11 protein-coding genes are annotated in these 13,350 nt (G+C 71.9%); all 11 read left to right on the forward strand.

The annotated features are described in order from the left end of the window. The first annotated feature begins 184 nt into the window (after positions 1-184). Complete coding sequence (locus ACQP2Y_RS46115) at positions 185-1,681, forward strand: sugar transferase (RefSeq protein ID WP_433723204.1); 1,497 nt, start codon at positions 185-187, stop codon at positions 1,679-1,681. A 45-nt stretch (positions 1,682-1,726) separates the two neighbouring features. Further along, on the forward strand, positions 1,727-2,938 hold the full coding sequence (locus ACQP2Y_RS46120; protein ID WP_433723206.1) for a sensor histidine kinase: 1,212 nt from the start codon (positions 1,727-1,729) through the stop codon (positions 2,936-2,938). Then, positions 2,935-3,678 carry a LytR/AlgR family response regulator transcription factor gene (locus tag ACQP2Y_RS46125; protein WP_360546481.1) on the forward strand — a complete coding sequence of 248 codons (744 nt, stop codon included), beginning with the start codon at positions 2,935-2,937 and terminating at the stop codon, positions 3,676-3,678. Before ACQP2Y_RS46120 ends, ACQP2Y_RS46125 begins: the two co-directional genes overlap by 4 nt. Positions 3,679-3,902: 224 nt before the next feature. Next, the gene (locus ACQP2Y_RS46130; protein ID WP_433723208.1) at positions 3,903-4,598 is read left to right on the forward strand and encodes a response regulator transcription factor; all 696 of its coding nucleotides are present in this window, start codon (positions 3,903-3,905) and stop codon (positions 4,596-4,598) included. Beyond that, positions 4,595-5,746 carry a sensor histidine kinase gene (locus ACQP2Y_RS46135; RefSeq protein ID WP_433723210.1) on the forward strand — a complete coding sequence of 384 codons (1,152 nt, stop codon included), beginning with the start codon at positions 4,595-4,597 and terminating at the stop codon, positions 5,744-5,746. Before ACQP2Y_RS46130 ends, ACQP2Y_RS46135 begins: the two co-directional genes overlap by 4 nt. Positions 5,747-6,589: 843 nt before the next feature. Further along, positions 6,590-8,023 (forward strand): DUF4153 domain-containing protein, encoded by a 1,434-nt coding sequence (locus ACQP2Y_RS46140; protein WP_433723212.1) that lies wholly within the window; start codon positions 6,590-6,592, stop codon positions 8,021-8,023. A 74-nt stretch (positions 8,024-8,097) separates the two neighbouring features. Next, a complete protein-coding gene (locus tag ACQP2Y_RS46145) occupies positions 8,098-8,493 on the forward strand; it encodes a hypothetical protein (protein ID WP_360546489.1) in 396 nt (131 codons plus the stop codon). Then, positions 8,490-10,127, forward strand: coding sequence for a cation acetate symporter (locus ACQP2Y_RS46150; RefSeq protein WP_433723214.1), 1,638 nt, complete (start codon positions 8,490-8,492; stop codon positions 10,125-10,127). The genes ACQP2Y_RS46145 and ACQP2Y_RS46150 overlap by 4 nt, the downstream gene beginning before the upstream one ends. A gap of 109 nt (positions 10,128-10,236) precedes the next feature. Next, positions 10,237-10,866 (forward strand): hypothetical protein, encoded by a 630-nt coding sequence (locus ACQP2Y_RS46155; protein WP_433723216.1) that lies wholly within the window; start codon positions 10,237-10,239, stop codon positions 10,864-10,866. A gap of 90 nt (positions 10,867-10,956) precedes the next feature. Next, positions 10,957-11,733 (forward strand): ABC transporter ATP-binding protein, encoded by a 777-nt coding sequence (locus ACQP2Y_RS46160; RefSeq protein ID WP_360546495.1) that lies wholly within the window; start codon positions 10,957-10,959, stop codon positions 11,731-11,733. Then, positions 11,724-13,322 carry an ABC transporter permease gene (locus ACQP2Y_RS46165; RefSeq protein WP_433723218.1) on the forward strand — a complete coding sequence of 533 codons (1,599 nt, stop codon included), beginning with the start codon at positions 11,724-11,726 and terminating at the stop codon, positions 13,320-13,322. The genes ACQP2Y_RS46160 and ACQP2Y_RS46165 overlap by 10 nt, the downstream gene beginning before the upstream one ends. The last annotated feature ends 28 nt before the right edge of the window (positions 13,323-13,350 follow it).

Below are 13,350 nucleotides of genomic sequence, written 5' to 3' on the forward strand. Positions count from 1 at the left end.
ATCGGTATAGTGGCCCGGTCCCACGCTTCGTGCGCGGCGCGCTAGGGACCGGCGGCCCCGCCGGAGCCCCCAGGGCCGTGGCGGTGCGTAATGTTCTCGGTGTGGGCGGTACGTGATGCGGGAGGACGTAGGCGAGGTGACCACAAGCCTCCAACGCCCGGGAACCAGCAAGAGCCGGAGCGGCATGCCGTACGACAGTTTCGAGTGGCAACAGGAGCCGCCGCCCAGCAACGGCGTACCCCGGTCGGCCTGGACCCGTTCCCACCGCCGGCTGTCGCGCTGGCACCGGCCGTACACGTTGATTCTGATCATCCTGGATTTTGTCTCGGCCATCCTGGCCAGCGCGCTGGCCGTCACCTTCATCCAGAAGGCCAGCTCGGGTTTCCAGGGCCGGGAGAACATCTTCTACTTCGTCGCCTTCGTCGGCCTGCCGCTGGGCTGGATCTTCACGCTCTGGGCCAACGGCAGCTACGACCGGCGCTACCTCGGGCTGGGCAGCGAGGAGTTCAAGCGGGTCTTCCGCTCGTCCATCACGGTCGTGGCCGCGGTCTCATTGCTGGCCTTCGGCACGCGCACCCAGCTCTCCCGCGTGACGGTGGCCTACGTCTGCGTCGCCGCCCTGATCTTCATCCTGTTCTGCCGTTACTCGGCCCGGCAGGTGCTGCACGTGGCCCGCCGGCGCACCGGTCACGGCGCGCACCGGATGATCCTCATGGGCACCCTGCCCGAGGCCCTCGAGGTCTACACGGCCGTCACCCGCAGCCCCGCCGCCGGCCTCATCCCGGTGGCCATCCACCTCACCGACGGTTACTCCGCGGCCAGAGGCATAGAGACACCCGTGCCCGTCTACGCCGGCCGGGACGTGCTTGCCCTGGTCCGCGAGGTCGGCGGTGACACAATCGCGGTCTGCGGCTCGGCCAGCGCCGAGCCCGGCGAGCTGCGCCGGCTGGCCTGGGCCCTGGAGGGCACCGGCGTCGACCTGGTGGTCGCCCCGCAGCTCACCGACATTGCCGGCCCGCGCGTGCACATCCGCCCGATCGAGGGCCTGCCGCTGCTGCACGTCGAGGAGCCGACGCTGTCCGGCCCCGGCTGGCTGGCCAAGAACCTGCTCGACCGGGTCGCCGCCTTCTTCGGCCTGCTCTTCCTCAGCCCGGTCCTGGGCGTGATCGCCATCGGCATCAAGATGGCCAGCCCCGGCCCGGTCTTTTTCCGCCAGCCCCGGGTCGGCCACGAGGGCGAGACCTTCCGGGTGTGGAAGTTCCGGACGATGGACGTGGACGCCGAGGAACGCAAGGCGACGCTGGAGGAGCTCAACGAGGCCGACGGCATGCTCTTCAAGATGAAGGAGGATCCCCGGATCTTCCGGTTCGGGAGCAAGCTGCGGGCCACCTCGCTGGACGAGCTGCCCCAGCTGATCAACGTGCTCAAGGGTGAGATGTCGCTGGTCGGGCCGCGCCCGCTGCCCGCCGACGACGGCGACTACCTGGGCGACGTGCGGCGCCGGCTGCTGGTGCGCCCGGGCATCACCGGCCTGTGGCAGGTCTCGGGCCGCTCCGACCTGTCCTGGGACGAGGCGGTCCGGCTGGACCTCTACTACGTCGACAACTGGTCGCTCACGTACGACCTGGGCATTCTCTGGCGGACCATCTGGGTAGTGCTGAAGCGCAAGGGCGCGTATTAAGTCCACGCGCTGGTTTTTCCGGAACTTTCCGGTCAGGATGCGTGCGTGGCTGGTCAGGTCGGCAGTGTGCTGGCGGTTCTTGCCGTGCTGGCCGCTCTGGTCGGTGCGGTCGTCGCCGTGCTGCGGCTCCGGGCCCGGCGAGGGATCGCCACGGCGGGACAGCGGGCCACGTACGACGTCCTGCACACCGCTTCGCTGGCCGCCGAGCCGCTGCGTACCGGGCTGACCCCGTCGTCGGCCGCCAAGGCCGCGCGGCATCTGCGGCGCCTGGTCGGCGCGCCCGGGCTCACCGTCGCCGACGGTGAGCGGTGCCTGGCCTTCGACGGGCGCGGCGGGCACCACAGCGCCCAGTTCACCGCCGCAGCCGACCGGGCTGTCCGGGCCAACCGGTCGATCGTGCTGGGCGGCGCCGACCTGCCCTGCGACCGGATGGATTGCGTGGTGCGCGGCGCGGTCGTCGCCCCGCTGACCGGGGCCGACGGGCAGGCCGTGGCCGCGCTGGTGGCAGTGGCCGACGATCAGCCCGCGCCCGGCCTGGTCCAGGCCACCATGGAAACCGCCCGCTGGGCCAGCTCCCAGCTCGCCCTGGCCGAGCTGGACTCCTCCCGCGAACGGCTGGCCCGCGCCGAGGTACGCGCCCTGCGCGCCCAGATCAGCCCGCACTTCATCTACAACGCGCTGACCGCCATCGCCTCCTTCGTGCGCACCGACCCGGAACGCGCCCGCGAGCTGATCCTGGAGTTCGCCGAGTTCACCCGCTACTCGTTCCGCGCGCACGGCGACTTCACCACCCTGGCCGAGGAACTGCGCTCGATCGACCGGTACCTGACCATCGAACGCGCCCGGTTCGGCGACCGGCTGCAGGTCCGCCTGCAGATCGCCCCCGAGGTGCTGCCGGTCGGCCTGCCGTTCCTGTGCCTGCAGCCGCTGGTGGAGAACGCGGTCCGGCACGGACTGTCGCGTAAGCCGGGCGTCGGTATGGTGAGCATCGAGGCCCGGGACGCGGGTGCCGAATGCCACATCACGGTCGAGGACGACGGGGTCGGCATGGACCCGGCGGTGCTCGCGGCGGGCATCGCCGAGGCGGTCAACGCCCGCGACGACGACGCCGGACAGCACGTCGGGCTCTCGAACGTGGACGAGCGGCTGCGCTCGGTGTTCGGAGACCACTTCGGGCTGGTGGTGGAGACCGCGCCGGGCGCGGGGACGAAAGTGAGCATGCGGGTGCCGAAATTCCATCCCGGGGTACGGGCATGAGCCTGGTCGTGCTGGCTGTGGATGACGAGCCGCCGGCCCTGGACGAGCTCGCGTACCTGCTCAACGCCGATGACCGGGTCGCCTTCGTGCACCGGGCCGGCGACGCCACCGAGGCGCTGCGGGTGCTGCGGGACACCGAGGTCGACGCGGTGTTCCTGGACATCCGGATGCCCGGGCTGGACGGGATGGAGCTGGCCCGGATCCTGCACCGGTTCGCCCGGCCGCCGGCGATCGTGTTCGTGACCGCGTACGACGACGGCGCGGTGGACGCGTTCGACCTGGGTGTGACCGACTACGTCCGCAAGCCGGTCCGCTCCGAGCGGCTGGGTGAGTCGCTGCGCCGCGTCGCCGGCCTGCGCGCCACCCCGCCCCCGGCACCGGCGAAGCCGCAGGACGAGCCGAGCATCCCGGTCGAGCTGGCCGGCACCACCCGGATGCTGCCCCGCTCGTCGGTGCGCTGGGTCGAGGCGCAGGGTGACTACGCCCGGCTGCACACGGTCGACGCGTCCCACCTGGTCCGGGTGTCGCTGGCGACGCTGGCCGAGCGCTGGGCGGACGCCGGTTTCGTCCGGATCCACCGCTCGTACCTGGTGCAGCTGCGCCTGGTCGCGGAGCTCCGGCTCACCCAATCGGGTTACGTCGTGGCGATCGACGGCGCCGAACTGCCGGTGAGCCGGCGCCACACCCGGGAGCTGAAGGACAAGCTCATCCGCGCCGCGAAACACGACTGGACCCGCTGAATCCCCCGTTACCCCCACCCGATCCACAGCGTTATCCACAAGCTCACAGCGTTATCCCCAGAGTTATCCACAGGCCGATCATCTTCACAGGTTGTCCACAAAGCCACCCCCGCCCCTGCACGACTGATCAATAGGCTGCTCGACGCGGGGCGGACCGGCGGTCACGGGGGCATGCCGGCCTTGCACCGGCCACGCACGATGCGGGGCGGAGCAGAGGGGGCGCTGTGACGGCAAAGAGGGTCCTCGTTGTCGAGGACGAACGCACCATCGCCGAGGCAGTGGCCGCCCGGCTGCGCGCGGAGGGCTTCGAGGTCGACATCGCCGGCGACGGCCCCAGCGCGGTCGACGCCGCCCGGCGCACCCGGCCGGACGCGATCGTCCTCGACGTCATGCTGCCCGGCTTCGACGGCCTCGAGGTCTGCCGGCGCATCCAGGCCGAACGCGGCGTGCCGGTCCTCATGCTCACGGCTCGCGACGACGAGACCGACCTGCTGGTCGGCCTGGCGGTCGGCGCGGACGACTACCTCACCAAGCCGTTCTCGATGCGCGAGCTGACCGCCCGGGTGCACGCCCTGCTCCGCCGGGCCGGCCGCAGCTCCACCCCGAGCGAGCCCACCCCGGGGGAGTCACAGCTGCTGCGCTTCGGCGACCTGGAGATCAACCTGGCCGAGCGCCGCGTCCAGCGGGCCGGCGTCGAGGCCAAGCTGACCCCCACGGAGTTCGACCTGCTCGTGCACCTGGCCGGCCGGCCCCGCACGGTGCTGCCCCGGGAACGGCTGCTCGCCGACGTGTGGGGCTGGGCCGACGCCTCGGGCACCCGGACCGTCGACAGCCACATCAAGGGCCTGCGCCGCAAGCTGGGCGCCGACCTGATCCGCACGGTCCACGGCGTCGGGTACGCCCTGGAAGTCGAACGATGAACTCCCCGCTGCTCAGCCGCCTGCTGCGCTGGGTGTCGCGGCCGCTGAGCCTGGCCCTCGGCTGGCTGGCGCCGGCGCTCGGCCTGCTGCCCCGCCCGCTCGACCCGGTCCGCTCGATCAAGGCGAAGCTGTCGGTGGCGCTCGGCCTGGCCGGCGGCGTCGGCCTGCTGATCTTCTGGTGGAGCCTCGACTTCATGCGCGTGGAGCTGTCCTGGTTCGCGATCGCGGTCGCCCTGGGGCTGGTCACCCTGCAGGTGGCGGCGCACGGCACCACGGTCCCGCTGCGGGAGATGACCGACGCGGCCCGGGCGATGGCCCGCGGCGACTACACCCGCCGGGTCCGGGCCACGTCGCGCGACGAGATCGGCGAGCTGGCCACGGCGTTCAACCAGATGGCCGCAGACCTGGCCGCAGCGGACAGGCAACGCCGCGAGCTGATCGCCAACGTCTCGCACGAACTCCGCACCCCCATCACCGCCCTCCGCGGCCTCCTGGAAAACATCGTCGACGGCGTCTCCGACGCGGAGCCGGACACAATGCGCACCGCCCTGACCCAGACCGAACGCCTCGGCCGCCTGGTCACGGAACTGCTCGACCTGTCCCGCCTCGACGCCGGCGTCGTCCCGATGGCCAGCGCACCGATCGACGTCCGAAGCTTCCTGAACGACGTGATCCGCGAAGCAACAGTGAACGCGGACGGGGCCGGCCAGGACGTCCACTTCGTGGTCGCGGCCCCGGCCCTGCGCATAGAAGGCGACTGCGAACGCCTGCACCAGGTCTTCGCCAACCTGCTCGACAACGCGGCCCGGCACAGCCCACCGGGCGGCACGGTCACCGTCCGGGCCGAACGCCACGACGACCACGTGGTGGTGGCGGTGGCGGACGAGGGCGAAGGCATCCCGCCGGCCGACCGCGACCGGGTCTTCGAACGCTTCACCCGGGGCGAACGAGCCAAGGACGGAGGCACGGGGCTGGGCCTGGCGATCGCCCACTGGGTGGTCCAGCTCCACGGCGGAACGATCGCCGTCGTCGATCCGGCCCGGCCCCCGACCGCCAACCCACCTGGGACGACTGTGCAGGCGCAGCGGCCGGGCTGCCTTATTCATGTGACTTTGCCCTTGCAGCCGGGTCTTCCCTCGCTCTCTTGATGCAGTTCGGCTCTCACCCTCCTGGAGGAGGAACTCACCGTGTCCACGAATCAAGCCTCGACGCCCGAGAACGAACCGGCTGGCGCGCCTGATCACTCAGCGGGCGATCAGACAGCTGCGGCGGCGACGCCCGCTCCTTCGTCGGCTGCGTCGGGCGGCACCGGCTCGACAGACGACAAGGTCAAGGTCGGACCTGCGTCGTCCCGGCCGACTCGGGTGGTTCCGCCGGCACCGGCGGCTGCGCCTTCGGTACGGCCGCCGGCGTCGCCAGCCGGCGGCTCGGGCGGCGCCAGCCCCGCAGGCGCCGGCCCGGCAGGCGGCAGCCCCGCCGGCGGCCCAGCTGCGCCCCCGCTCCCCACCCAAACCGCAGCCTCGCCAACCGGACCCGGTCCGGCAGCCGCACCGGGCGGGCCCGTCGCCACCCCAACACCTGCCGAGCCGCTGGCTCAGACGAAGCGGGTGGCAACCCCCGATTGGATCCGAGCACAGAACGCCGACCAATCGGGCGCCCCCGCAAGTGGAACTGCCCTGGCCACCGCCCAGACCAGCCACGCACAACCCGCCCTGGCGACACCCGGCCTCGCACACCAAGGCGCAGCACGACAAAGCCCGCCACAACAAAGCCCCGCACAACAAGGCCCCGCACAACAAGGCCAGGCAAGATCAGGCCCGGCCCAGCAGACACCGAGGCAGCCAGGCTCTCCCGGCGCACAACCGGCCGCCCTACAGGTAGCCCAACTGCACGGACCATGGGCCGACGTATCCCTGTTCGGCAACCGCTGGCCCGGCCCCACCCGCCCGGCCTCCCGCGCAACCATCGTCGCCCTCCTGGTCGCCGCCGCGGTGGCCGCCCTCAGCGTCCCCCTCGACCGCGCCGGCGTCGGCTGGTTCGTCACCGCGATCGCAGGCGTCGCCGCACTGGTCGTCGCCCGAGTCGTGCCCGATCCCGAGCCGAAAACAGCCGGCCCTGCCCCGCTCGTCCGCCGCGGCCCCCGAACCCTGAGCAACGCCCGCTACTTCTGGTCAGCAGCCACCGTCGCCCTGCTCGCGGTCGGCACATTCCGGGCCGCGGGCTGGCTGTTCTTCCTCTGCCTGTGCACCGCCGCGATCACCGGTGCCCTGGCCGTAGCCGGTGGACGATCCCTGCGGGCGATGGTCGTCGCCGTGCTCATGGCTCCACTCGCGAGCTTCCGCGCCCTCCCCTGGGTCCGGCGCGGGCTCACCGCCGTCCGCGCGAAGGGTGGCGGCAAGGGTCTGCGGGTCACCGCCACGGTTTCCGTCTCGGTTGCACTGCTCGTTGTCTTCGGTTCGTTGTTCGCCTCGGCCGATGCCGCGTTCGCCGATCTGGTCGGCCGGGCGATGCCGGACATCAACGGCGTCACCGTTTTCCGCTGGGTCTTCATCTTCGTCGTCACAGCGTTCGTGCTCGGCGGCGCCGCGTATCTGCGGGCCGCGCCGCCGGATCTTGACGGGCTGGAGCGGCCCGGTGGTCGTCGGGTCGCCCGGCTCGAGTGGGCGGTGCCGTTGACGTTACTGGTGCTGCTGTTCGCCATGTTCGTCGCCGTCCAGCTGACCGTCCTATTCGGAGGGTCGAAGCATGTTCTCGACACCGACGGCCTGACCTACGCCGAGTACGCCCGCGGCGGCTTCTGGCAGCTGCTGGTCGTCACCGGACTGACGCTCGTGGTTCTCGCCGGGGCGGCCCGCTGGGCTCCGCGGGACACCCGCACCGACCGCGTCCTGATCCGCGTGATCCTCGGCGCTCTCTCCCTGCTGACCCTGGTCGTGGTCGCCTCCGCCACGCATCGCATGGACCTCTACGCCGACACGTACGGCCTGACCCGGCTGCGCCTGCTCGTCTCGCTCTGCGAGTTGTGGCTGGGCCTCGTCTTCGTGCTGATCCTGATCGCGGGCATCCGGCTCACCGCGTTGTGGCTGCCCCGGGCCGTGGTCGCCGCCGGGGTGCTGGCGTTGCTCGCTCTGGCCGGTGCCAATCCGGACCGGCTGATCGCCGACCACAACGTCACCCGGTACGAGCAGACCGACCGGATCGACACTCGCTACCTGTCGAACCTTTCGGCCGACGCGGTCCCGGCCCTGGACCGGCTGACCGGTGCCAACCGGAACTGCGCGCTGGCCCCGATCGCCGCCGATCTCAAGCAGAACGAGGAAGACTGGCGCGGCTGGAACCTGGGGCGGCACCAGGCCCGGGATCTGCTGGCGCACAAGCCGGCGCCCGCACCGTCAACTTGCCCGGGCGACTACCCCTCGTACTGACCGGGGAGGCAGCCGCGCCCGCCGTGCCGAGGTCGTGTCTTGACATCGGCGCGGCGGCGGCAAGACTGCCGGGCATGGACGGCGACCCGACGGACGGCACCAAGGTACGGCGTACCCGCGTCGTCCTCGGTGAGGCTGCCGCGCGCCGGCCCGCGCCCGACCCCGCCCGGGCCGACCTCGCCGAGCAGACGCCGGTCGGTGAGGCGCTGGTCAAGGGGCTGGTACGGGCCCAGCTGGCGCTCGCCCTGCGACTCTCACTGGTCGTGGTCACCGGGCTCGGCGCGCTGCCGCTGCTGTTCGCCGTGGCGCCCGCGGTCGGCCGGGCCAAACTGCTCGGCGTCAACCTGCCCTGGCTGCTGCTGGGCCTGCTCTCCTTCCCGTTCCTGATCGGGGTCGGCTGGGCCTACGTGCGCTGGGCCGAACGCAACGAGCAGGACTTCACCGCCGTCATCAACAGGCCGGAAGGGTGAACCCGTACGTCATCCCGGGGCTGATCCTGGTCGTGCTGATCACGGTCGGGATCGGCGCGTACGGGCTGCGCTTCGCCCGCACCACCTCCGACTTCCTGGTCGCCTCCCGTTCGGTCAGCCCCAGCTGGAACGCCGCCGCGATCAGTGGCGAGTACCTCTCCGCCGCGTCCTTCCTCGGCGTCGCCGGCCTGGTGCTGCGCTACGGCGTCGACGTGCTCTGGTATCCCGTCGGGTTCGCGGCCGGCTATCTCGCCCTGCTGCTGTTCGTCGCCGCCCCGCTGCGCCGTTCGGGTGCGTTCACCCTGCCGGACTTCTGCCAGGTGCGGCTGCGGTCGCCGGTGCTGCGCCGGCTCGCCACCGTCTTCGTCGTCTTCATCGGCTGTCTCTACCTGGTGCCGCAGCTGCAGGGCGCCGGCCTGACGTTCACCACGGTCACCGGCGGCCGGTACGAGTGGGGTGCGCTGCTCGTCGGCCTGGTCGTCACCGCGAACGTGGCACTGGGCGGGATGCGGGCGATCACCTTTGTGCAGGCGTTCCAGTACTGGCTGAAGCTCACCGCTCTGGCCGTACCGGTGATCTTCCTGGTCATGCAGTGGCAGTCGGACGGACGCCCGGCCGTGACGCCCCCGGCCGGCCCGACGTTCTCGGCGACCACGACCGTGACCTTCACCGACGCGGCGACCCTCACGCTGCCCGACGGCTCGCAGAGCCGGGTCGTCGAGGGCGAGGAGCGCACCTTCGCGGCCGGTGAGGCCGTGCCCGAGGTCAGCTCCGTCGACGACAACCGCGGCGCCGACTGGCTGCTGCCCGGCGGCGACACCACGCTCTTCGCCACCTATTCGCTGATCCTCGCCACGTTCCTGGGCACGATGGGCCTGCCGCACGTGCTGGTCCGCTTCTACACCAACCCCGACGGCGCTTCGGCCCGGCGCACGACCCTGGTGGTTCTCGCCCTGGTCGGCTGCTTCTACCTGCTGCCCACCCTGTACGGCGTCCTCGGCCGGATCTACACCCCGCAGCTGCTGATGACCGGCCGCACCGACGCCGTGGTGCTGCTCCTGCCCGAGGCCGCGCTCGGCGGCGGACACCTGGGCCAGTTCCTCGGTGCCCTGGTCACCGCCGGCGCCCTGGCCGCGTTCCTGTCCACCTCGTCGGGCCTGCTCACCAGCGTCGCCGGAGTGGTCTTCACCGACATCCTGCACGCCGACCGGGGTGGTTCCGTGCGGGACTTCCGGCTGGCCACCGTGCTCGCCGCCATCGTGCCGATGGCGCTGTCGATCTACGTCGCCAACATGGATGTCTCGCGCGTGGTCGGGCTGGCCTTCGCCGTGGCCGCGTCGAGTTTCTGCCCGCTGCTCGTGCTCGGCATCTGGTGGCGGGGGCTCACCGATGTCGGCGCGGTGGCGGGCATCCTGGCCGGTGGCGGGGCCGCGATGGCCGCGGTGCTGATCACGGTGCTGGGCCCGCCGCTGTCCGGCTGGCCGGCGCAGCTGATCGAGCAGCCCGCGGCCTGGACCGTGCCGCTGGCGTTCCTGGTCATGGTGGTCGGCTCGCTGGTGAGCAAGCGCCGGGTGCCGGCCGACATCGGGGCGACGATGCTGCGGTTGCACGCCCCGGAGTCGCTTCGTCTCTGAGGATCACCCTTAACAATATTTAAGAAACTTGTCTGAACTCTTCGCGGCGCCCGCCCCGTAGCTAACGATGCTGCAACGGGGCAGCCGGACGAATGCGAAGGAGCGCTGCATGTACCGCAGGAACAGGACGAGCGGCCGGGCCCGGAAACTGCTGATCGGCGTGGCGGCCGCGACACTGGCCGGCGGGGCGTTCGCGGTGAGCACCGGCATGAGCAGCGCGGGCGAGAACTGCGCGGGCCTTGACGGCGCCCTGCGCAACAACCTGGACTTCATCGCCGGTCAGCGGGCCAACCCGGACGCCCTCTCGGACGCGCGCATCGCCAACCGGCAGGCCGTCGTCGACCTGATCAACCAGCGCCGCGCGGCCGCCGGCTGCACCGGCAACGTGCAGGCCGCGCCGACAAAGGCGGCCACCAAGCCCCCGACGAAGGCCCCAGCCCAGGCCCCCACCAAGGCCGCCCCGACAAAGGCGCCGGCCGGCGGGGCGACCGGCGACGTCGTCTGCAAGGGCTCGACCGTGACCCTGTCCGGTGAGGCCGGCGCACCGGCGGCGTCCAGCGGCACGTTCCCGATCGGCACCACGCTCAAGGTGACGAACCTCGACAACAACAAGAGCATCACCGTCAAGGTGGCGACCCCGTCGGGCAGTTGTGTGCTGCTCAACAACGCCGCCTTCGAGGAGGTCCGCGAGGCGGGCAAGTTCCTCATCCGGCGCGCCGTGATCGAACGGGTGGGCTGAACGGGGGTCCACCCTTTCCAGGTGTGACAAGTGGCCCGGACCGTCCGCAGGGGTGGCCCGGGCCACTTACCAACCGTTAGGTTCGGGGGCATGACGGTTCCCCACCAGCGCCTGAGCCCGGATCCGGCGCTCGCGCTGCGTGGTCTCGTCAAGCGGTTCGACACCAAGCTGGCGGTCGCCGGCATCGATCTCGACGTACCGGCCGGCTCGTTCTTCGGCCTGCTCGGCCCCAACGGCGCCGGCAAGACCACCACCCTGTCGATGGCCGTCGGCCTGCTGCGGCCCGACGCGGGCCAGGCCCGGATCCTGGGGTACGACGTGTGGGCCGACCCGGCCGCGGCGAAGGCCCGGATCGGCGTGCTGCCCGACGGCGTACGCCTCTTCGACCGGCTCACCGGCACCGAGCTGCTGGCGTACCACGGGCTGTTGCGCGGGATGGATGCCGACGTCGTCGATCAGCGCTCCGCCGAGCTGCTGGACGTCCTGGCTCTGGGCGCCGACAACCGGACCCTGGTCGTCGACTACTCCGCGGGCATGAAGAAGAAGATCGGCCTGGCCTGTGCCATGTTGCACGCGCCCCGGCTGCTGGTGCTGGACGAGCCGTTCGAGGCGGTCGACCCGGTGTCCGCCGCGCTGATCCGCGACATCCTGCAGCGTTATGTCTCCGGCGGCGGCACGGTCGTCTTCTCCAGCCATGTGATGGCCGTGGTCGAGCGGCTGTGCAGCCACGTCGCGATCCTCGCCGACGGCTCGATCCGGCTGGGCGGCACGCTCGCCGAGGTCCGCGGCGAGCGCTCGCTGGAGGACGTCTTCGTCGAGGTCGTCGGCGGCCGGACAGCGACCGGGTCGGAACTCGCGTGGCTGTAGGCGTCCGGCACTTCGTCAAGCTGAAACTGCGCATCACCGCGAACGGCCTGCGGGGTCAGACCTGGCGGGTGGCCCTGTTCGTGCTCGGCGCGGTCCTCGCCGCGTGCGCCGCGGTCGGCGGCTACGCCCTGTTCAGCCTGCCCGGCCTGCTCGGTGAGCAGCGGGCCGCCGAGGTGGCCCTGCCGTTGGCCGGCGGTCTGCTGGTGCTGGGCTGGCTGTTCCTGCCGCTGGTCTTCTTCGGCGTGGACGAGTCCCTCGATCCCGCCCGCTTCGCGCTGCTGCCGTTGCCCCGGCGCACGCTGATCCGGGGCCTGTTCGTCGCGTCGCTGGCCGGGGTGCCCGCGCTGGCCACGTTCGCCGGGACGCTGGGCATGGTCGACTCGGCGGCCCGGCTCGGCGGGCCGGGTGCCGCCCTCGTCCAGTTCGTCGGCGTGGTGACCGGCATCCTGCTCTGCGCGGCGATCAGCCGGTCGCTGACCAGCGCCTTCGCGACGGCACTGCGGTCGCGGCGGGCCCGCGATCTGGCCACCGTGCTGCTGGCCTGTGTCGCCGCGCTGCTCGGGCCGCTGCAACTGGCCGCGCTCGCCGGGGCCGAGAACGCCGACTGGACCGGTGTCGCCCGGGTGGCCGACGTCGTCGCCTGGACGCCGTTCGGGGCGCCGTACAGCATGGGTCTGGATGTGGCGGCGGGCCGGCTGTGGGCCGTACCGGTGAAGCTTGTCCTGGTCCTGGCCACGATCGGCCTGTTGCTGTGGTGGTGGTCGGCGACCCTCGAACGCGCGATGCTCGGCTCGGTCGGCCGGTCCGCCCGGCGGGAGCGGGCGGCGTCGGCGCGCAAGCCGGTCGCCCAGCTCGTGCCGGCCTGGCTGCCCCGCACCCGGTTCGGCGCGCTGACCGCCCGCGAGATGCGGTACTGGTGGCGCGAGACGCGGCGGCGGGCCAGTCTCATCACGTTCAGCGTGGTCGGGATCTTCCTGCCCGTCTTCATCGGCGTGAGCAGCGGCACCGCCGGCGCCCCGACCGGCATGCTGATCTTCGTCGGCGCGCTGGCCGCGGTGAGCCTGGCCAACCAGTTCGGCTTCGAGGGCAGTGCCTACGCGGCCAACGTCGTGGCCGGCGTCCCGGGCCGGCTCGAGCTGACCTCGCGGGTCGCCGGCTTCTCCGTGTACGTGGTCCCGTCGCTGCTGGTGATCGCGATCGTGGTGGGAGTCGCCGTGGGCCGCCCGGAGACGATCCCTGCCCTGGTCGGCATGCTGGCCGCGGCGTACGGCGTCGGCCTCGCCCTGGTCCTGCCGATCTCGGTCCGGGTCGCCTACGCGCTGCCCGACACGGCCAACCCGTTCGCCCTGTCCTCGGGCGGCGGCATGGCCAAGGGCCTGCTGACCTTCGCGGCCCTGTTCGGCGCGGCGCTGATCACCGTGCCGATGCAGCTCGTCGCGTTCCTGGCCCATGACGTCTGGCTGTGGGTCGGCCTGCCGCTGGGCCTGGTCTACGGCGCCGGTGCCCTGCTGCTCGGGCTCCACCTGGCCGGTCCGATGCTGGACAGGCGGATGCCCGAGCTGCTGGCCACGGTGACCGCACGTCAGTAAAGGGTGCCCATCGCCTCCCGTACCTCTT

Source organism: Actinoplanes sp. CA-051413, assembly GCF_050955795.1.
Classification (GTDB): Bacteria; Actinomycetota; Actinomycetes; order Mycobacteriales; family Micromonosporaceae; genus Actinoplanes.